The organism is Streptomyces sp. NPDC017943 (genome assembly GCF_044328425.1).
Lineage (GTDB): Bacteria > Actinomycetota > Actinomycetes > Streptomycetales > Streptomycetaceae > Streptomyces > Streptomyces djakartensis_A.
Map to the genome: position 1 here is coordinate 704962 of NZ_JBIRHH010000003.1, position 19626 is coordinate 724587.

Annotated in this window: 21 protein-coding genes; 13 read left to right on the forward strand and 8 right to left on the reverse strand. The window is 72.5% G+C overall.

Translation table 11 applies throughout. The annotated features are described in order from the left end of the window. Window positions 1-2: 2 nt before the first annotated feature. The 6 genes from ACH4C6_RS12635 to ACH4C6_RS12660 form a co-directional block, all read right to left on the reverse strand. Window positions 3-197, reverse strand: coding sequence for a hypothetical protein (locus ACH4C6_RS12635; RefSeq protein WP_333929917.1), 195 nt, complete (start codon window positions 195-197; stop codon window positions 3-5). 129 nt (window positions 198-326) lie between these two features. Further along, window positions 327-1190 carry a phosphatidylinositol-specific phospholipase C/glycerophosphodiester phosphodiesterase family protein gene (locus tag ACH4C6_RS12640; protein WP_398108554.1) on the reverse strand — a complete coding sequence of 288 codons (864 nt, stop codon included), beginning with the start codon at window positions 1188-1190 and terminating at the stop codon, window positions 327-329. Between the two features lie 212 nt (window positions 1191-1402). Continuing rightward, window positions 1403-2476 (reverse strand): acyl-CoA dehydrogenase family protein, encoded by a 1074-nt coding sequence (locus ACH4C6_RS12645; RefSeq protein ID WP_398108555.1) that lies wholly within the window; start codon window positions 2474-2476, stop codon window positions 1403-1405. Then, window positions 2473-3651 (reverse strand): acyl-CoA dehydrogenase family protein, encoded by a 1179-nt coding sequence (locus tag ACH4C6_RS12650; RefSeq protein ID WP_398108556.1) that lies wholly within the window; start codon window positions 3649-3651, stop codon window positions 2473-2475. Before ACH4C6_RS12650 ends, ACH4C6_RS12645 begins: the two co-directional genes overlap by 4 nt. Continuing rightward, on the reverse strand, window positions 3648-4613 hold the full coding sequence (locus tag ACH4C6_RS12655) for an NADPH:quinone oxidoreductase family protein (RefSeq protein ID WP_398108557.1): 966 nt from the start codon (window positions 4611-4613) through the stop codon (window positions 3648-3650). The genes ACH4C6_RS12650 and ACH4C6_RS12655 overlap by 4 nt, the downstream gene beginning before the upstream one ends. Window positions 4614-4733: 120 nt before the next feature. Beyond that, window positions 4734-5306 (reverse strand): helix-turn-helix domain-containing protein, encoded by a 573-nt coding sequence (locus tag ACH4C6_RS12660; protein WP_398108558.1) that lies wholly within the window; start codon window positions 5304-5306, stop codon window positions 4734-4736. A 78-nt stretch (window positions 5307-5384) separates the two neighbouring features. On the opposite strand from ACH4C6_RS12660, the gene ACH4C6_RS12665 reads away from it, so the two are divergent. The 7 genes from ACH4C6_RS12665 (at window position 5385) to ACH4C6_RS12695 (ending at window position 12275) form a co-directional block, all read left to right on the forward strand. Further along, window positions 5385-6350, forward strand: coding sequence for an NAD(P)/FAD-dependent oxidoreductase (locus tag ACH4C6_RS12665; protein WP_398108559.1), 966 nt, complete (start codon window positions 5385-5387; stop codon window positions 6348-6350). Window positions 6351-6625: 275 nt separating this feature from the next. Further along, window positions 6626-8164 carry an ATP-dependent DNA ligase gene (locus ACH4C6_RS12670; RefSeq protein WP_398108560.1) on the forward strand — a complete coding sequence of 513 codons (1539 nt, stop codon included), beginning with the start codon at window positions 6626-6628 and terminating at the stop codon, window positions 8162-8164. Further along, on the forward strand, window positions 8161-8619 hold the full coding sequence (locus ACH4C6_RS12675) for an NUDIX domain-containing protein (RefSeq protein ID WP_398108561.1): 459 nt from the start codon (window positions 8161-8163) through the stop codon (window positions 8617-8619). Before ACH4C6_RS12670 ends, ACH4C6_RS12675 begins: the two co-directional genes overlap by 4 nt. A 76-nt stretch (window positions 8620-8695) precedes the next feature. Next, complete coding sequence (locus ACH4C6_RS12680; protein ID WP_398108562.1) at window positions 8696-10081, forward strand: NADP-dependent succinic semialdehyde dehydrogenase; 1386 nt, start codon at window positions 8696-8698, stop codon at window positions 10079-10081. A gap of 25 nt (window positions 10082-10106) precedes the next feature. Next, window positions 10107-10343, forward strand: coding sequence for a DUF6213 family protein (locus tag ACH4C6_RS12685; RefSeq protein ID WP_333929907.1), 237 nt, complete (start codon window positions 10107-10109; stop codon window positions 10341-10343). 352 nt (window positions 10344-10695) lie between these two features. Next, window positions 10696-11757 (forward strand): type III polyketide synthase, encoded by a 1062-nt coding sequence (locus ACH4C6_RS12690; protein ID WP_398108563.1) that lies wholly within the window; start codon window positions 10696-10698, stop codon window positions 11755-11757. Continuing rightward, window positions 11754-12275, forward strand: a complete 522-nt coding sequence (locus ACH4C6_RS12695; protein WP_398108564.1) for a cupin domain-containing protein — start codon at window positions 11754-11756, stop codon at window positions 12273-12275. The genes ACH4C6_RS12690 and ACH4C6_RS12695 overlap by 4 nt, the downstream gene beginning before the upstream one ends. Before the next feature lie 6 nt (window positions 12276-12281). On the opposite strand, the gene ACH4C6_RS12700 is transcribed toward ACH4C6_RS12695, so the two are convergent. Further along, window positions 12282-13508 (reverse strand): acyl-CoA dehydrogenase family protein, encoded by a 1227-nt coding sequence (locus tag ACH4C6_RS12700; protein WP_369198538.1) that lies wholly within the window; start codon window positions 13506-13508, stop codon window positions 12282-12284. A 172-nt stretch (window positions 13509-13680) separates the two neighbouring features. Here ACH4C6_RS12700 and ACH4C6_RS12705 point away from each other — a divergent pair, with 172 nt between their 5' ends. Next, on the forward strand, window positions 13681-14325 hold the full coding sequence (locus ACH4C6_RS12705; protein WP_398108565.1) for a TetR family transcriptional regulator: 645 nt from the start codon (window positions 13681-13683) through the stop codon (window positions 14323-14325). Window positions 14326-14334: 9 nt separating this feature from the next. On the opposite strand, the gene def is transcribed toward ACH4C6_RS12705, so the two are convergent. Beyond that, entirely contained in the window at window positions 14335-14874 is a 540-nt protein-coding gene (gene def / locus ACH4C6_RS12710; RefSeq protein WP_398108566.1) for a peptide deformylase, read from the reverse strand. Window positions 14875-15032: 158 nt separating this feature from the next. On the opposite strand from def, the gene ACH4C6_RS12715 reads away from it, so the two are divergent. From ACH4C6_RS12715 to ACH4C6_RS12735, 5 genes are all read left to right on the forward strand, one after another. Further along, window positions 15033-16271: a MurT ligase domain-containing protein gene (locus ACH4C6_RS12715; protein ID WP_398108567.1), complete on the forward strand. Its 1239-nt coding sequence runs from the start codon at window positions 15033-15035 to the stop codon at window positions 16269-16271. A 23-nt stretch (window positions 16272-16294) separates the two neighbouring features. Continuing rightward, a complete protein-coding gene (locus ACH4C6_RS12720; RefSeq protein ID WP_369198542.1) occupies window positions 16295-17023 on the forward strand; it encodes a type 1 glutamine amidotransferase in 729 nt (242 codons plus the stop codon). Between the two features lie 202 nt (window positions 17024-17225). Beyond that, on the forward strand, window positions 17226-18251 hold the full coding sequence (locus tag ACH4C6_RS12725; RefSeq protein WP_398108568.1) for a 6-phosphofructokinase: 1026 nt from the start codon (window positions 17226-17228) through the stop codon (window positions 18249-18251). 163 nt (window positions 18252-18414) lie between these two features. Continuing rightward, on the forward strand, window positions 18415-19365 hold the full coding sequence (locus ACH4C6_RS12730; protein WP_398108569.1) for a cytochrome c oxidase assembly protein: 951 nt from the start codon (window positions 18415-18417) through the stop codon (window positions 19363-19365). Window positions 19366-19445: 80 nt separating this feature from the next. Next, window positions 19446-19625: a hypothetical protein gene (locus ACH4C6_RS12735; protein WP_398108570.1), complete on the forward strand. Its 180-nt coding sequence runs from the start codon at window positions 19446-19448 to the stop codon at window positions 19623-19625. Window position 19626 lies beyond the last annotated feature (1 nt).

Consider the following 19626-nt stretch of genomic DNA (forward strand, 5'->3'; position numbering starts at 1 on the left):
CGTCAGGGCCGCAGACCGCTGACGATGTCCGCCGTCGCGGTCAGGCCGCTGTGGATGGTCGGGGCGATGCTGGTGCTGGCCAGGGAGAACCCGAGCAGCAGGCAGACCAGCGCATGGGACACCTTCAGGCCGCCGTTGCGCAGGAAGATCACCGCCAGGATCGAGAGCAGCAGCACCACAGAGATGGAAATGGCCATCGTCGACTCCTCCGCCACGCCGCCTTGTCCGGTTCACGGCGTTCGGCCGCAAGTGTGGCGTAGCGGAGGGTTCGTCGGTGCGGCTGGCCTGTCCGCCGAACGTGTGGTGTCCCCGCGCTCCCGGCGGGCCTACGCCGTGCGCCGGGCGTCCAGGAAGCTCTCGAGTCCGGCGAGGTCGTCGGTGTTGAGGTGGTCGACGCCTGCGGCGAGGAGTTCGCCCCAGACGGCGTCGCGGGCGGGCCCGGGCTGGTCCGGGGTCGCCCAGAACCGCACCGCCTGCCCGCGCCGGTGGGCGGTTGCGACGATGGCCCGCAGTTTCCGCCGCTCGGCGTCGGGGAAGGTGCCCACGCCCTGCCACGTGAAGTTGAGCGTCCAGTTGTCGCTGACGAGCGGGATGAGGGAGGCCGGCGCCGGGCCGCCGAGGTCGGCGAGACGGCCGTCGTAGAAGGCGCGCCGGACGGACTGGGCCTCCAGGGGAGCGCGGGCCGCCCGGTCGCCGGAGACGACGACGGTGACCGGGCCGGGGCGGACCCTCCCGTGGGCGTAGGTGGTGAACAGGTGCCGGTGACGCCGGAGGTGACGGTCGAGTGCGAGGTAGGTCGACGCGCCCTCGGTCTTGATGTCGACCAGCAGTTGCAGCGAGCCGCGGTGACCGCGGTACACGGAGCCGTGGTGGGCGCGCACCCGGGCGGCGAGCGGGTCGAGGTAGAGGGACTCCAGGGTGCGGGACGGGTCCAGGTCCTGCGGGTCGTGCGCGACCAGGAGCCGGTCGCCGACGAGGTGGATGTCGGCCTCGACGCCGCCGAAGCGGTGGTCCAGGGCGTCGTGCAGGGGGCGGGGGTGCTCGTAGTCGTTGTGGGCGTGGGCGCGCCACAACGGGCGGGGCCCGTGCCGGCGTTCGCCCGCCAGGGCGTCCGCGGTGGGGAGGGCGACCGTGCCCGTGAGGGCGGCGCCGAGGGTGGTGAGGGCTCTGCGACGGGTGGTGAGGGCCATGCTCTGCCTCCCTGGAAGTGCCGTACGGGAACCCTGTGAGTATGCGGTCCTGCACGCTCAACCAGCAGGCTGGTGCGTCGAGTTGGCCGGACTGCCGCCGTGCGTTCACCTCGTCGGGTCCGGGCGCACCGAAAAGCCCGCCCCTGGTGGGGCGGGCTTCACCGCGGTCGCCCGGTCCGCCGCCGGACCCGAGGTGCCGGGAAGGAGGAGCCTCAGGGCGCCTGGAGGTCGACGAGTGCGGCCACGGCCTGGCGGTGGGCGCCGGCCGTGCCGAAGACGATCGAGTCGGCCTTGGCGCGCTTCAGGTAGAGGTGCGCCGGGTGTTCCCACGTCATGCCGATGCCGCCGTGCAACTGCACCGCTTCCTCGGCGGCGTGGACGGCCACGGGTGCCGCGTACGCCTGGGCGACCGCGACGGCGAGGTCGGTGTCCTCGCCGGTCGCCAGGGCGTCGGCGGCGTTGCGGGCGGCCGCGCGGAGGTTGACGACCTCCAGCCACAGTTGGGCGAGGCGGTGCTTGAGCGCCTGGAAGCCGCCGACGGGCCGGTTGAACTGCTTGCGTTCCTTGAGGTAGCGGACGGTCTCCGTCAGCGTCCATTCGGCGAGCCCCAGTTGCTCGGAGGCGAGCAGCCCGGCTCCGGCGCGCAGGCCACGGCGCACGGCGGGTTCGGCGTCACCGAGCAACGTGCCCGGTGTGCCGTCCAGTTCGACGGTGGCCAGGGGCCGGGTCAGGTCGAGCGACACCTGCGCGGTGATCGTCGCGGCGCCGGCGTCGACCGCGTACAGGCCGCCGTCGTCGGCGGGCACGAGCAGGACGTCCGCGACGGCCGCGTCGGCGATGCCGGTCAGTGTGCCGTGCAGCAGCCCGTTCTCGTGCCGGACCGTACGGTGGACGGCGCCGGGCGCGGTGTGCAGGGCGACCGCGAGGGCGCCGATCGCCGTGCCGGTGGCGAGGTCGCGCAGCAGGTCGTCCGCGCCGCAGGCGAGCAGCGCCTCGGTGGCGACGACCGCGCTCGTCAGGTACGGCACGGGCGCGACCGCGCGGCCCAGTTCCTCCAGCACCACGGCGGCTTCCCGGTGGGTGGCGCCCTGCCCGTCGAGTTCCTCGGGCACCAGCAGACCGGCCAGGCCCATGCCGTCGGTGAGAGACTTCCACACGGCCAGGTGGTGCGGGGTGTCCGACTCCGTGCGGGCGATGACGCCGGGGGCGTCGCAGTGGTCGGTGAGCAGGCCGCGGACGGCCGCGCGGAGCGCCTCTTCCTCCTCGGAGTACAGCAGATCGCTCATCGGGCCAGGTCCTTCCAGGCGACGTCCTTGTCGGTGCGCGGCTCGGGGGGCAGTCCGAGGACGCGCTCGGCGACGATGTTCAGCAGGACCTCGCTGGTCCCGCCCTCGATGCTGTTGCCCTTGGAGCGCAGGTAGCGGTAGCCGGCCTCGCGGCCGGTGAAGTCGACCAGTTCCGGGCGCCGCATGGTCCAGTCGTCGTACGACAGGCCCTCCTCGCCGAGGAGTTCGACCTCCAGGCCGCTGATCTCCTGGTTGAGGCGGGCGAAGGCCAGCTTCATGCCGGCGCCCTCGGGGCCGGGCTGGCCCGCGACGAGTTGCTGGCGCAGCCGCTCGGCGGTGAGGCGGGAGACCTCGGCCTCCACCCAGAGCTTCAGCAGCCGCTGGTGCAGGTCGTGGGTGCGCAGCTCGGGCCGCTCGCGCCAGGTGGCGGAGACGGGCCCGATCATGCCGCCCTCGCGGGGCAGTCGCATGCCGCCGATGGCCACGCGCTCGTTGTTCAGCGTGGTCTGCGCGACCTTCCAGCCGTCGCCGACCTCGCCGAGGCGCCGCGTGTCGGGGATGCGGACGCCGGTGAGGAAGACCTCGTTGAACTCGGCCTCACCGGTGATCTGCCGCAGCGGCCGCACCTCGACGCCCGGGTCGGTCATGTCGCACACGAAGTAGGTGATGCCGCGGTGCTTGGGCACGTCCGGGTCGGTGCGGGCGATGAGGATCGCCCAGCGGGCCACATGGGCGCTGGACGTCCAGACCTTCTGCCCGTCGACCACCCAGGTGTCGCCCTCACGCACCGCGCGGGTGCCGAGGGCGGCCAGGTCCGACCCGGCGCCGGGTTCGCTGAACAGCTGGCACCAGACCTCCTCGCCGGTCCACAGCGGCCGCAGGTAGCGCCGCTTCTGCTCCTCGGTGCCGTACTGGAGGATCGTCGGCGCGGCCATGCCGAGGCCGATGCCGATGCGCCGCGGGTCGTTGTCGGGCGCCCCGGCCGCGGTCAGTTCGGCGTCGACGACGGCCTGCAGGGAGCGGGAGGCGCCGAGTCCGCCGAGGCCCTGCGGGAAGTGCACCCAGGCCAGTCCGGCGTCGAAGCGGGCCCGCAGGAAGTCGAGGCGGTCGGTCGAGGCCGGCGGGTGCGCGGCCAGGAACTCCCGTGTGCTGTGGCGCAGTTCCTCGGGGGTCATGCCGACTCCTCCATGACGACGGCGATACGGCCGGTGGTCCGGCCGTCGGCCACCTTCTGCACGGCGTCGGCCGCTCGGGCGAGCGGCACGCGCTCGCTGACCAGCGGCTTGATCGCGCCCCGCGCGGCCAGCTCGGTGAGTTGCTCGTGGCAGTGCCGGACGAGCTTCGGGTCCTTGGTGTTGTACAGACCCCAGTGCAGGCCCAGGATCGAGTAGTTCTTCACCAGGGCGTGGTTGAGGGCCGGGCTCGGGATGGTGCCGCTGGCGAAGCCGACGACGACGATCCGCCCCTCGAAGGCGACGGTCTTGGCCGACTGGGTGTAGGCCTCGCCGCCGACCGGGTCGTAGACCACGTCGGCGCCCCGGCCGCCCGTGGCCTCCTTGACGGCGGCGACCACGTCCTCGGAGCGCCGGTCGATCACCACGTCGCACCCCAGCTCGCGGGCGACGGCCGCCTTGTCGGGGCCGCCGACGACACCGATGACGGTGGCGCCGGCGGCCTTCCCGAGCTGCACGGCCGCGCTGCCGACCCCTCCTGCGGCAGCGTGGACGAGCAGGGTCTCGCCGGCCTCCAGACCGGCCCGGCGGTGCAGGCCGAACCAGCCCGTCTGGTAGCCGATGTGCAGGGCCGCGGCCTCGGCGTCGTCCAGGGCCTCGGGCGCGGGCAGCAGGGCGGCGGAGTCCGCGAGGGCGTACTCGGCGAAACCGCCGTGCGGCAGCGCCGGGTTGGCGATGACCCGGCGGCCGTCCTCGGTCTCGCCGCAGATCTCCACGCCGGGGGTGAACGGCAGCGTCGGCCGGACCTGGTACTGGCCGCGGCACAGCAGGGCGTCGGGGAAGTTGATGTTGGCCGCCCGCACCTTCAGCAGGACCTGGCCCTCACCGGGGGTGGGCGGTTCCGCGTCCTCGAGCCGCATCACCTCGCCCGGCTCGCCGTTCTCGTGCACGTGCCATGCCTGCATGCGGGGCCTCCACGGGGGACTGCTTCGTCTGACCGGGTCCGGTTCGCATACTAAGCGGTCGCTTGCCGATCAGGGAACAGCCTTCGGCGGAAAGGTCCCACGCTCGCCCTGTCGTGTACGTCACGACCGCTTCGGCCGCGCCCGCACGTGCATCCGCTCCCCCTGCGGCCCGAACAGGCTGAGGAACTCCACGGGCCCCTCCCCCGTCGACCCGAACCAGTGCGGCACGCGCGTGTCGAACTCGGCCGCCTCGCCCGCCGTGAGCACCACGTCGTGCTCCCCCAGCACCAGGCGCAGCCTCCCGGAGAGCACGTACAGCCACTCGTAGCCCTCGTGCGTGCGCGGGTCCGGCTCCAGCTTCCGCTGCGGCTCCAGCACCTTGTACGCCTGGAGGCCGCCGGGCTGGCGGGTGAGGGGCCAGTGGGTGCGCCCGCCCATCTGGATCGGCTTGGCACGCACCCGCGGGTCGCCCGCGGGCGGCGCCCCGACCAATTCGTCCAGGGCCACCTGGTGGGCGCGCGCGATCGGCAGCAGCAGTTCCAGACTGGGTTTGCGCAGGCCGGACTCCAGCCGCGACAGGGTGCTGACGGAGATGCCGGTGGTCTCCGACAGCGCCGCCAGGGTCACCTCCCGCTCCTTGCGCATCTGCCGCAGCCTCGGGCCGACGCCCGCGAGTACCTCGTCCGTGGTCATGGGGGTATTGCAGGTTCGGCAAAGGCGTTTGTCAATCCCGGGGGTCCGGAGCGACGCTCGGCGACGGAGGTGGTCACCATGACCGAGAAGTACGCAGTGGTCGTCGTCGGCGGGGGCGCGGCCGGTCTGTCCGCGGCGCTGGTGCTGGGCCGGGCCCGGATCCGCACCCTGGTCGTCGACGCGGGTGAACCGCGCAACGCGCCCGCCGCGCACATGCAGGGTTATCTGTCGCGTGACGGCATGCCACCGGCCGAGTTCCTGGCCGCGGGCCGCGCGGAGGTCACCGGCTACGGCGTCGAGCTGGTGCGGGACCGGGTGGTGGAGGTGGGACGGGACGAGGACTTCACCGTGGTGCTGGCAAACGGCCGGAGCGTGCGCGCCCGCCGCCTGGTCGTCGCCACCGGGCTCGAGGACGAGCTGCCCGACGTGCCGGGGGTGGCGGAACGGTTCGGGCGGGACGTCCTGCACTGCCCCTTCTGCCACGGCTGGGAGGTGCGGGACCAGCCGTTCGGGGTGCTGGCGACGAGCCCGGCGAGTGTGCACCAGGCGCTGATGGTGTCCCAGTGGTCCAAGGACGTGCGGTTCTTCCTGCACCGGGTCGCCGAGGAGGAGCTGTCCGACGTCGACCTGCGCCGGCTGGCAGCCGCCGGGGTGGACGTGGTCCCCGCCGAGGTGGCGGGCCTGGTGGTCGAGGACGACCGGCTCACCGGGGTCCGGCTGGCCGACGGCACGGTGCACGCCCGCTCGGTGCTGTTCGCCGCTCCCCGGCCGGTGCCGCGGACGGGCTTGCTGGAGCGGCTCGGCGCGGAGCTGCACGAGACGCCCTTCGGCGCGTACCCGGTGGTCGACGCGACGGGCCTGACGACCGTGCCGGGCGTGTGGGCGGCGGGCAACGCGATCGGCTTCGCCGAGCAGGTCGTGCACGCGGCGAGCGGCGGCTACCGGGCCGCGTCCGCGATCGTCGGGGACCTGCTGATGGCGGACCTCGACGCGGCGGTGCAGGGACAGGGGGTCCCGTGGCAGGCACCGCGCGAGGACCGGTGATGACCGGCCGGCGGCCCTGGCACGGCGGCCCCGGCACGGCCCTCCGGGCGACCCATTAGGGGTCCCCGGGCAACCCGCCAGGGCCCCGGGCAACCCGCCAGGGGTCCTCGGGCGACCCGCCAGGGTCCCCGGGCAACCCGCCAGGCTCCCCTGGCAACCCGCCAGGGGCCCCCGGGCAACCCGCCAGGCTCCCCGGGCGACCCGCCAGGGTCCCCAAGCAACACCGGCCCGGGCGTCCGGGTGTAGAGGTGGCCCCGGCGGTGCACCATGACTGCATGCTTCTGCACCGGCTGGCCCGAGTGTCCCAGGAGGTCGCCGCCACCTCCGCACGGTCGAGGAAGACGGCGCTGCTCGCGGAGCTCTTCCGGGACGCGGAGGCGGACGACGTGCCCGTCGTCATCCCCTACCTGGCCGGACGCCTGCCGCAGGGCCGCATCGGCGTCGGCTGGAAGGTGCTGGGGCGGCCGGTCGTCCCCGCCGCCGAGCCGAGCCTGACCGTGCGGGACGTCGACGCCCGGCTGTCCGAGCTCGCGAAGGTGTCCGGCCCCGGTTCTCAGGCGGAGCGCACCCGGCTGGTCGGGGAGCTGATGGGCGCGGCCACCGAGGACGAGCAGCGGTTCCTGCTGGGACTGCTCACCGGCGAGGTCCGGCAGGGCGCGCTGGACGCGGTGGCCGTGGAGGGCCTGGCCCAGGCGACGGGGGCGCCCTCCGCGGACGTGCGCCGGGCCGTGATGCTCGCGGGTTCGCTCCAGTCGGTCGCCGAGGCGCTGCTCTCGGACGGGCCCGCGTCCCTGGACCGGTTCCGGCTCACCGTCGGCCGCCCCGTGCTGCCCATGCTCGCGCACAGCGCCTCCTCGGTCGCCGAGGCCGTGGACAAGCTCGGCGCCTGCGCGGTGGAGGAGAAGCTGGACGGCATCCGGGTCCAGGTGCACCGGGACGGCGGCACGGTACGGCTCTACACCCGCACGCTCGACGACATCACCGACCGGCTGCCCGAAGTGACGGCCGCCGTGCTGGAGTTGCGCGGCGAGCGGTTCATCCTGGACGGCGAGGTGATCTCCTTCGGCGAGGACGGACGCCCCCGTTCGTTCCAGGAGACGGCCGGCCGGGTCGGCTCGCGCACCGACGTGGCGACCGCCGCCCGCGCGGTGCCCGTCTCCCCCGTCTTCTTCGACGCGCTGTCCGTCGACGGCCGTGACCTGCTGGACCTGCCGTTCACCGAGCGCCACGCCGAACTCGCCCGCCTGGTCCCCGAGCCGATGCGGGTGCGCCGCACACTGGTCTCCGGCCCCGGGGAGACCCCCGCGGCGGAGCAGTTCCTGGCCGCGACCCTCGGGCGCGGCCACGAGGGAGTGGTCGCCAAGGCGCTTCAGGCCCCCTACAGCGCGGGCCGGCGGGGTGCGTCCTGGCTGAAGGTCAAGCCCGTCCACACCCTCGACCTCGTCGTCCTGGCCGCCGAGTGGGGCCACGGCCGCCGCAGCGGCAAGCTCTCCAACCTCCACCTGGGCGCCCGCACGGCCGACGGGGGTCTCGCCATGCTCGGCAAGACGTTCAAGGGCATGACCGACGCGATGCTCGCCTGGCAGACCGAACGGCTCCAGCAGCTCGCCGTCGAGACGAACGACCACGTGGTCAGGGTCCGCCCGGAACTCGTCGTCGAGATCGCCTACGACGGCCTGCAGCGCTCCACGCGCTATCCGGCCGGCGTCACCCTCCGCTTCGCCCGCGTGATCCGCTACCGCGAGGACAAGCGCCCCGAGGAGGCCGACACCGTCGAGACGCTCCTCGCGGCGCACCCGGAGGTGAGGCCGTGAAGCGCAGCGCAGGCCTGCTGCTCTTCCGCCCGTCCGCGCGGGGCCGCGAGGTCCTGCTCGGCCACATGGGCGGCCCCTTCTACGCCCGGCGTGACGCCGGCGCCTGGACCATCCCCAAGGGCGAGTACGAGCCCGACGAGTCCCCCTGGGCCGCCGCCCGCCGCGAGTTCGAGGAGGAGCTGGGACTGCCCCCGCCCGACGGTGAGGCCATCGCCCTGGGCGAGGTGCGGCAGACCAACGGCAAGATCGTCACCGCCTGGGCGATCGAGGCCGACCTCGACCCGGACACCGTCGCACCCGGCACCTTCCGGATGGAGTGGCCGCCGCGCTCGGGGCGGATGCAGGAGTTCCCCGAGCTGGACCGGGTCGCGTGGTTCGGGGCCGAACAGGCCCGAGCGGTGATCATCACGGCCCAGGCCGCGTTTCTCGACCGGCTGGCGGAGCACTCGCCCTGAGGAGACACTCCCGCGTTGCGGTCCCCTCCGTCGCGCGGGAAGGTCGAGACACAGCCCGCACCGAGGGAGGTCAGCCATGCCCATCGCGACGGTGAACCCGGCGAACGGCGAGACGCTCAAGACGTACGAGGCCATGGGCGAGGAGGAGATCGAGCGCCGGATCCAGCTCGCGGAGGCCACGTTCCGCACCTACCGTACGACGACCTTCGAGGAGCGCGCGCGGCTGCTGCACCGGGCCGCCGACCTCCTCGAGGAGGACCAGCAGGACATCGCCCGGGTGATGACCACCGAGATGGGCAAGCCGATCCAGCAGGCCCGGGCCGAGGCCGCCAAGTGCGCCAAGGCGATGCACTGGTACGCCGACCACGCCGAGGAACTGCTCGCCGACGAGCGGCCCTCCGACGCGGACGTGAAGGACTCGGGCGCCTCACGCGTCCTGGTGCGCTACCGGCCGGTCGGCCCGGTGCTCGCGGTCATGCCCTGGAACTTCCCGCTGTGGCAGGTGATCCGCTTCGCGGCGCCCGCGCTGATGGCGGGGAACGTGGGTCTGCTCAAGCACTCCTCGAACGTCCCGCAGACCGCCCTCTACATCGAGGACCTCTTCCACCGGGCGGGCTTCACCGAAGGCTGTTTCCAGACCCTGCTGATCGGCTCGGCGGCGATCGACGACATCCTGCGCGACGAACGCGTCAAGGCCGCCACCCTCACCGGCAGCGAGCCGGCCGGCCGCGCGGTCGCCTCCACCGCCGGGGAGATGATCAAGAAGACGGTGCTGGAGCTGGGCGGCAGCGACCCGTTCGTGGTCATGCCGTCCGCCGACATCGACCGGGCGGCGCAGGTCGCGGTCACGGCACGGGTGCAGAACACCGGGCAGTCCTGCATCGCCGCCAAGCGGTTCATCGTGCACACGGACGTCTACGACGCCTTCGCCGAACGGTTCACCGAGGGCATGCGGGCGCTGAAGGTCGGCGACCCCTTGTCCGAGGACACGGAGGTCGGGCCGCTCTCCACCGAGCAGGGACTGCGCGACCTGGAGGAGCTGGTCGACGACGCGGTGCGCGGCGGCGCCCGGGTGCTGTGCGGTGGCGAACGCCCGGAGGGTCCGGGCTGGTACTACACGCCGACGATCCTCGCCGGCATCACCCGGGAGATGCGCATCCACCGGGAGGAGGCGTTCGGGCCGGTCGCCACGCTGTACCGGGCGGCGGACCTGGACGAGGCGGTGCTGATCGCGAACGACTCGCCGTTCGGGCTGAGTTCCAACGTGTGGACGCGGGACGAGGCCGAGGTGGACCGTTTCGTCCGGGATCTGGAGGCCGGAGGCGTGTTCTTCAACGGGATGACGGCCTCGCACCCGGCGTTCCCGTTCGGCGGTGTGAAGCGGTCCGGCTACGGGCGTGAGCTGTCCGGGCACGGAATCCGCGAGTTCTGCAACATCACCACGGTTTGGCACGGTGCGTGAGTGATGCGGGGCTACGATCCCGTCTGTGAACCGCGAAGTGACTCTGCCTCTGATCGTCGACAACCGCGGGACCCTGCAGGTGGCTGCGGCGGATGTCAGCAAGCTGCTGCGGACGGTGGGGGGACGGTGGGTGCGGCTGGTGGAGGACGGGGAGTCCGGACTGGACGAGGACACGGTCGCGGCTCTGACCATCGAACTGGCGAAGCTCGCCGACCGTATCGACGTGGCCTGCATCGCGCACAGCAGCGGGACGGCGACGTAACGGGTGCGGGTGCATGACGGCTTCTCGCGCGGTTGCCCCCCGAGGCCGGTTGACCGCCGGGGCCGGGACCGCGTCCGGCGGTGGGGCGCCCAGGGCCTGCCGGGCCGTGTACGCCCGGTAGACCCGGCGGCCGCGCGGCGGCCGCCGGCAGCGGGTCCCGGGCCGGACGCGTCGTCGCGCGGCCGCGTCATCCGACTGCCGCAACGAGCCTTGCACGTCCTCCCCGGTACGGAGTAGCCCGGCGCGAAGTCACCGTGCCCCCGGGTGATCGTGGGGTGACCACCCCTAGTGGTGAACCACCTTCTGGCCGGGGGGCGAAGCGCCTTCCGGAAGGCGAAAGCAGGCACGGTTCATGGCGACTTTGTGCAGACCCTCGGTGTCCGTCCCGGAGTACGTGATCACGATGGAGGAGACGCTGGAGCTGGCGCGGCAGCGCCACGCGGGCCACCCCCAACTGCCGCTCGCCCTCCGGCTGATCGAGAACACCGGCGTGCGCACGCGACGCATCGTGCAGCCCGTCGAAAAGACCTTGAGACACCCGGGTTTCGAGGAGCGCAACAAGCTCTACGAGGCGGAGGCCAAGGCGCGGGTGCCCGCGGTGGTCCAGCGGGCCCTCGACGACGCCGAGCTGCTCACCACCGAGGTGGACCTGATCGTCTACGTGTCGTGCACGGGCTTCATGATGCCGTCGCTGACGGCCTGGCTGATCAACGAGATGGGTTTCGAGCCGACCACCCGTCAGCTGCCGATCGCCCAGCTCGGGTGTGCGGCCGGCGGGGCGGCGATCAACCGGGCCCACGACTTCTGCTCCGCCTACCCCGAGGCCAACGCGCTGATCGTGGCCTGCGAGTTCTGCTCGCTGTGCTACCAGCCCACCGACATGGGCGTCGGTTCCCTGCTGTCGAACGGGCTGTTCGGCGACGGCATCGCCGCCGCCGTGGTGCGCGGCCGGGGCGGCGAGGGCATCGCGCTGGAGCGCAACGGTTCGTTCCTGATCCCGAAGACCGAGGACTGGATCACGTACGACGTGCGCGCCACCGGTTTCCACTTCCTGCTGGACAAGCGGGTCCCGGGCACGATGGAGCCGCTCGCACCGGTCCTCACCGACCTGGCGGGCGACCACGGGTGGGACGCGTCCGACCTGGACTTCTACATCGTCCACGCGGGCGGGCCCCGGATCCTGGACGACCTGAGCACCTTCCTGCGCGTCGACCCGCACGCCTTCCGGTTCAGCCGGGCCACGCTCACCGAGTACGGCAACATCGCCAGCGCCGTCGTCCTGGACGCGCTGCGCCGGCTGTTCGACGAGGGCGGGCCGGAAAGCGGGGCGCGCGGGCTGGTCGCCGGGTTCGGTCCCGGCATCACCGCCGAGATGGCGCTGGGCCGCTGGCGGGACGGGGACCGGGCGGGATGACGGCGACGGAAGGGCTGCTCGTCCCGCCGGGGCAGGGCCGGGTCGTCCGGGCGCCCGCCCAGCACGTGACCTTCAAGGTGACCGGCGCCCACTCCCGCGCGGCCTCCTCCTTCGAGGTGGTGGTGCCGCCGGGGTTCGACGTCGGCGCCCATGTGCACGCGCGCAGCGAGGAGTTGTTCTACGTGCTGGAGGGCGAGCTGGACGTGCTCGCCTTCGAGCCGCGGATCCGCACCCCCGACCGCTGGCAGGGGTGGGAGTCCGCCGCCGGCAACCGGGTGGTGCGGGCGACCCCCGGCACGGTGATCGTCGTGCCCCCGGGGTGCCCGCACGCGTTCGCCAATCCGACGGACGAGCCCGCGAAGATGTTCTTCCAGGCGAGCCCGCCGCCGGACCACGAGCGGTACTTCGAGGAGCTGCTGGAGATCCTCGGCGCCGGCGGCCCGCCGGACCACACGGCGATCGAGGAGCTCCGGGCGCGGTACGACATCGAGCAGCTGACGCCGCTCAGGCACCGCTAGCGGACGTCAGCGGATGGGCACGCCGGCGAGGGTGCGGGCGATGACCAGGCGCTGGATCTCGCTCGTGCCTTCGAAGATGGTGTAGATGGCGCTGTCGCGGTGCATGCGCTCCACCGGGTACTCGCGGGTGTAGCCGTTGCCGCCGAGGATCTGGATGGCCTGGGCAGTGACCTTCTTGGCGGTCTCGCTGGCGAAGAGCTTGGACATGGAGCCCTCGGCCGCGGTGAACGGCTTGCCGTTGATCGCCATCCAGGAGGCGCGCCACACCAGCAGCCGCGCCGCGTCGATCGAGGTGCGCATGTCCGCGAGCTGGAACGCCACGCCCTGGTTGTCGATGATGGGCCGGCCGAACTGCTCGCGGTTCGTGGCGTAGTCGAGGGCGACCTCGTAGGCGGCGCGGGCGGTGCCGACCGCCATGGCCCCGACGGCCGGGCGGGAGGCCTCGAAGGTGGCCATGGCCGCGTTCTTCACGCGCTCCCCGCCCTGCCGGGCCTTCTCCCGGGCGCGGGCGAGCCGCTCGTCCAGCTTCTCCTTGCCGCCGAGCAGGCAGGAGCCGGGCACGCGCACGTTGTCGAGGACGACCTCGGCGGTGTGCGAGGCGCGGATGCCGTGCTTCTTGAACTTCTGGCCCTGGGAGAGTCCCTCGGTGCCCGGCGGGACGATGAAGGAGGCGTGGCCCTTGGAGCCGAGCTCGGGGTCGACGACCGCGACGACGACGTGGACGTTGGCGATGCCGCCGTTGGTGGCCCAGGTCTTGGTGCCGTTGAGCACCCACTCGTCCTTGGCCTCGTCGTAGACGGCCCGGGTGCGCATGGAGGCCACGTCGGAGCCGGCGTCGGGCTCGGAGGAGCAGAAGGCGGCGACCTTCACGTCGTTGGCGTCGCCGTACATCTGCGGGATCCAGGTGCCGATCTGCTCCTCGGTGCCGTTGGCGAGGACGCCGACGGCGGCGAGGCCGGTGCCGACGATGGACAGGGCGATGCCCGCGTCGCCCCAGAAGAGCTCCTCCATCGCCATGGGGATGCCGAGGCCTGTGGGGTCGAAGTACTGCTGGGCGTAGAAGTCCAGGGAGTAGATGCCGACCTTGGCGGCCTCCTGGATGACCGGCCAGGGAGTCTCCTCACGCTCGTCCCATTCGGCGGCCGCGGGCCGGATCACGTCGGCGGCGAAGCCGTGGATCCAGTCGCGGACCTCCTTCTGTTCGTCGTTGAGCTCCATGGTGAACTCGGCCATGTCGTCCCCTCCAGCGGCGCACGTGCATGTTACTTGCGGTAACCGCAGTCTGTTACCGACGGGTAGTCCACGTCAACTCCCCTCGGCCCGGTCGGGCCCTTCCCCTGCCCGGATCACGCCCGAGTGCTAGTTTGCGCAGGCGTCATCGAAACACCACGGGTGGGGAGAGCACATGGACACCACACAGCGGACCGATCAGCAACGGTCCGCCGACCGCCGGCGGCGCGAGCTGCTCGAGGCCGCCGACCGAGTGGTGCTGCGCGACGGCCCCCAGGCCTCGATGAACGCGATCGCGGCGGAGGCCGGGATCACCAAGCCGATCCTCTACCGCCACTTCGGCGACAAGGGCGGACTTTACGCCGCCCTTGCCAAACGGCACACCGACGCACTGCTGGACTCCCTGCGGGCGGCGCTGGACGCCCCGGCGGACCGGCGCGAGCGCGTCGAGGCGACGCTCGACACCTACCTCGCCGCCATCGAGGCGCGCCCCCAGGTGTACCGGTTCCTGATGCACCCCGCCGAGGGCGGCCAGCCGGGCGACCCCGGGTTCGACGTCGGCAAGCACAGCGCGCCGTTGCTGCGGCGGATGGGCGAGGAGCTGGCCCAGGTCATCGAGGAGCGGCTGGACCTCGGGCCGGGCGGCCAGCAGCTCGCGCGGGTGTGGGGCCACGGGATCGTCGGCATGATGCACGCGGCCGGGGACTGGTGGCTGGGGGAACGGCCCTGCTCGCGGACCGAGTTGGTGCGCAGCCTGGCGGACCTGCTGTGGGGGCGGCTGGCGAGCGTGGGCGACCGGGTCGGGGGCCCGGGGTTCTGACCACGGCGCTCAGGCGTTCCAGGAGGCCCGGGCGACCTGCCGCATCAGCTTGCGGTGCCGCCGGCCCGTGAGGCGGTCCGCGTAGATGCGGCCCTCCAGGTGGTCGGACTCGTGCTGCAGGCAGCGGGCGAAGAAGCCCGTGCCGTGGACCGTGACGGGCTCACCGGTCACGGTGAAGCCCTCCACCACGGCGTGGTCGTGGCGTTCGGTGCCCGCTTCCAGGCCCGGCAGGGACAGGCAGCCCTCCGGACCGCGGACCACCACCCCGTCCGCGACCACCAGGCGCGGGTTCACGACGTGGCCCAGATGGCGGACGTCCTCGTCGTCCGGGCAGTCGTACACGAAGACCCGCAGCGGCACGCCGACCTGGTTGGCGGCGAGGCCGACGCCCCGCGCGGCGTACATCGTGGCGAACAAGTCCTCCACGAGCCGGGCCAGTTCGGGGCCGAAGTCGGTGACCTCCGCGCAAGGCGTGTGCAGGACGGGATCGCCGTGCAGCGTGAGGGGTCTCACGCGGCCTCGGGCGCCGGGGATGGGGCTGTGTCGCATGGCGGCAAGAGTAAGGTCCTGTCGGTCCGCGCCTTCCACACGAGTTCGCCACAGTGCCACGGTTCGGGAGTGCGAATGGATCTCGATAGGCTGAGGTCCACACCACGTGGCCGTCAGGCTTCAGGGCGCGGCGCGTACGCAAGGAGGATCGAGAACTGATGGCAGGCAACTCGGACCCGCTCTCGCCGCGGGCCAAGCTGGCCGTGACCGCGGGCAAGGCGGTCGCGGCGGCGTCCCGCGCCGCGGGACGCGGCAGCGGATCGGTGATCGGCGGCCGGGTGGCACTCAAGCTCGACCCCGACCTGCTGGCCCGGCTCGCGCAGAACCTGGACGTGACGCTGGTCTCGGCGACCAACGGCAAGACCACCACCACCCGGCTCATCGCCGAGGCCCTGCGCGCGGCGGGCCCCGTCGTGTCGAACGCGCTCGGCGCGAACATGCCGGCCGGCATCACCTCGGCGCTCGCCGGCGGCTCGGAGGCCCGGTACGGCGTCATCGAGGTCGACGAGAAGTACCTCGCCGGGGTCGCCCGGGACACCGCACCGAAGTGCATCGCGCTGCTCAACCTCTCCCGCGACCAGCTCGACCGGGCCGCCGAGACGCGCATGCTCGCCGAGAACTGGCGCGAAGGGCTCGCGGGCTCCAAGGCCGTGATCGTGGCCAACTGCGACGACCCGCTGGTCGTGTGGGCCGCCTCCTCCTCCCCCAACGTGGTCTGGGTGGCCGCGGGTCAGATGTGGAAGGACGACGCCTGGTCCTGCCCGTCCTGCGGCGGTGTGATGCAGCGCCCGGGCGACGACTGGTTCTGCGGCGAGTGCGGCTTCCGCCGCCCGACGCCGAGCTGGGCGCTCTCCGGCGACCACGTCCTCGACCCGCACGGCTCCGCCTGGCCGATCCACCTGCAGCTGCCCGGCCGCGCCAACAAGGCCAACGCGGCCTCCTCGGCCGCCGTCGCCGCCGTGTTCGGCGTGCCGCCGCAGGTCGCGCTGGAGCGCATGTACCAGGTGCAGGCGGTCGCCGGCCGGTACGACGTCGTCCAGTTCCAGGGCCGTGACCTCAGGCTCCTGCTCGCGAAGAACCCGGCCGGCTGGCTGGAGACGTTCTCCCTGATCGACCCGCCGCCCACGCCGGTCATCCTGTCCGTGAACGCGCGCGGCGCCGACGGCACGGACACCTCCTGGCTGTGGGACGTCGACTACACGCGGCTGTCGGGCCACCCGATCTGCGTGATCGGCGACCGGCGGCTGGACCTGGCGGTGCGCCTGGAGGTCGCCGACCAGAACTTCCAGGTCCACGACACCCTCGACCAGGCCGTGGCCGCCTGCCCGCCGGGCCGGATCGAGGTCATCGCCAACTACACGGCGTTCCAGGACCTGCGCCGCCGCGTCGGCAACTGAGCACGAGACGTCAGGGGACTTTTGTGAGCGACAACCAACTGCGGGTCGTCTGGATCTATCCCGACCTGCTCAGCACCTACGGCGACCAGGGCAACGTCCTCGTCGTGGAGCGCCGTGCCCGGCAGCGCGGCCTGGACGTGGCCCGGCTCGACGTGCGCAGCGACCAGCCCATCCCGACCTCCGGCGACATCTACCTGATCGGCGGCGGCGAGGACCGGCCGCAGCGGCTCGCCGCGGAGCGGCTGCGCCGGGACGGCGGACTGACCCGGGCGGTGGAGAACGGCGCCATCGTGTTCTCGGTGTGCGCCGGCTACCAGATCCTCGGCCACGAGTTCATCAACGACCTCGGCCAGCGCGAGCCCGGCCTGGGGCTGCTGGACGTGGTCTCGGTGCGCGGCGAGGGCGCGCGGTGCGTCGGTGACGTGCTGGGCGACATCGACGAGCGCCTGGGACTGCCGCCGCTGACCGGCTTCGAGAACCACCAGGGCGTCACCCACCTGGGCCCCACCGCCCGCCCCCTCGCCCGGGTGCGGTTCGGCAACGGCAACGGCACGGGCGACGGCACCGAGGGCGCCTTCAACGACACCGTCTTCGGCACGTACATGCACGGCCCGGTGCTGGCGCGCAACCCGCTGATCGCGGACCTGCTGCTGAAGCTGGCCCTCGACGTCAACGCGCTGCCGCCGACCGACGACCGCTGGTACGAGGCCCTGCGCAACGAGCGCATCGCGGCTGCTCAGCAGCCCGCCTGAGCACAGCGCCGCAGCTCGTCCGAGGCACGCGTCGACCTCCGGGTCAACAGCCCGTCTGACGTCACATCCGCACAGGTGAGCGGGGTCGTCCAGCAGGCGGACGCGTGCTTCGGTCCGGCGCCCGGATGCGGCTAGGGTGGCGGGGATTCCCGCCGGACAACGTGGTCCGGTCCCCGGCCCACGTTGAGAAGGTATTCGGGCTATGCGCATTGGTGTCCTCACGTCCGGCGGCGACTGCCCCGGCCTGAACGCCGTCATCCGGTCCGTCGTGCACCGCGCCGTCGTGGACCACGGCGACGAGGTCATCGGCTTCCGGGACGGCTGGAAGGGCCTCCTGGAGTGCGACTACCTCAAGCTCGACCTCGACGCGGTGGGCGGCATCCTCGCCCGCGGCGGAACGATCCTCGGTTCCTCCCGTGTCCAGCCCTCCCACCTGCGCGACGGTGTGGAGCGGGCCCGGGGGCACCTGGAGGAGCTGGGTCTCGACGCGATCATCCCCATCGGCGGTGAGGGCACGCTGAAGGCCGCCCGCCTGATGTCCGACAGCGGACTGCCCGTGGTGGGCGTGCCGAAGACCATCGACAACGACATCGCCGTCACGGACGTCACCTTCGGCTTCGACACGGCCGTGGGCGTGGCGACCGAGGCGCTCGACCGGCTGAAGACCACCGCCGAGTCGCACCAGCGGGTGCTGGTCGTGGAGGTCATGGGCCGGCACACCGGCTGGATCGCGCTGCACTCCGGCATGGCGGCCGGCGCGCACGCGATCGTCGTCCCGGAGCGGCCCTTCGACATGGAGGAGCTGACCCGGCGCGTCGGCGAGCGGTTCGAGGCGGGCAAGCGCTTCGCGATCGTCGTGGCGGCCGAGGGCGCCAAGCCGCGGCCCGGGACCATGGACTTCGACGAGGGCGGCAAGGACATCTACGGGCACGAGCGCTTCGCCGGCATCGCCCGGCAGCTGTCGATCGAGCTGGAGGACCGGCTGGGCAAGGAGGCCCGCCCGGTCATCCTCGGCCACGTGCAGCGCGGCGGGACGCCGACGGCGTACGACCGGGTGCTCGCCACGCGGTTCGGCTGGCACGCGGTGGAGGCCGTGCACCGGGGCGAGTTCGGGCAGATGACCGCGCTGCGCGGGACGGACATCGTGATGGTGCCGCTGGCGGAGGCCGTCGAGACGCTGAAGACCGTGCCGGAGGACCGCTACGACGAGGCGGAGTGCGTCCTCTGAGCCCGAGCTGATCTGCCGGGTGCGGGTCGCGGGTGGTCGCTCGCGCCGTTCCCCGCGCCGCCGAGGCGCCGTGCCGCCCCCGGTCACAGTGGTGACCGGGGGCGGCTCTACTCTTGTGGGCGGACAACTTGTTGCACACCCCCACGAAACAGGAGCCGGCGGAATGGATCACAGCGGGCACGGCATGACCATGGATCTGCCGCCGTTCACGCTGGGGCGAGGGCTGGAGTGGTCGGCGGACCCGTTCTTCCTCGTCGCCTGCCTGGCGGGTCTGGCCCTGTACGGGTGGGGTGTCGTCCGGCTGGTGCGGCGCGGGGACAAGTGGCCCGTGGGCCGGACCGTCGGCTACACGCTGGGCGTGCTGAGCATCATGCTCATGATGTGCACGCAGCTCAACGACTACGGCATGGTCATGTTCAGCGTGCACATGGTGCAGCACATGGTGATCAGCATGGTCTCGCCGATCCTCATCCTGCTCGGAGCGCCGATCACGCTCGCGCTGCGGGCGCTGCCCACGGCCGGACGGGGGCGCAAGGGGCCGCGTGAGCTGCTGCTGATGTTCCTGCACAGCCGGTACATGCGGATCGTCACCCACCCCGCGTTCACGATCCCGCTGTTCATCGCCAGCCTGTACGGGCTGTACTTCACGCCGCTCTTCGACACCCTGATGGGGTCCAGGGCGGGGCACGTCGCGATGATGGTGCACTTCCTCGCCGTGGGCCTGGTGTTCTTCTGGCCGATCATGGGCGTGGACCCGGGTCCCCACCGGCCCGGCTACCTGATGCGGATGCTGGAGCTGTTCGCGGGCATGCCGTTCCACGCGTTCTTCGGCATCGCCCTGATGATGGCGACCGAGCCGATGGTCGAGACGTTCAAGAACCCGCCCGCCTCCCTCGGCGTCGAGGCGCTGTCCGACCAGAACGCGGCGGGCGGCATCGCCTGGGCGTTCAGCGAGATCCCGTCGGTGCTGGTCCTGATCGCCCTGCTGTTCCAGTGGTACGCCTCCGAGCAGCGCCAGGCGCGGCGCACGGACCGGGCCGCGGAGCGCGACGGCGACAAGGAACTGGAGGCGTACAACGCCTATCTCGCCTCGTTGAACGCGCAGGGGCGCTGAAGGCGGCTCGCGCAAGGCCCGTGCGCGCCGGGCGTCCGGCAGGCACCATGGAGGGACCGGACCACGAGGAGGGTGTCGCGATGCCCGGTTCCACGAACGGTTCCCACTCGACGAAGACCATGGGGGTGCTCACCGTCGGCGGTCTCGTCGTCGTGACGGCCTACACGGTGGCGCTCGGGAGCAACGGCTGGCTGTGGTTCGGCTGGGTCGTCCTGGGATTGATCACCCTCGGCATGGTGGTCACCACGCGCAGCACCTGAG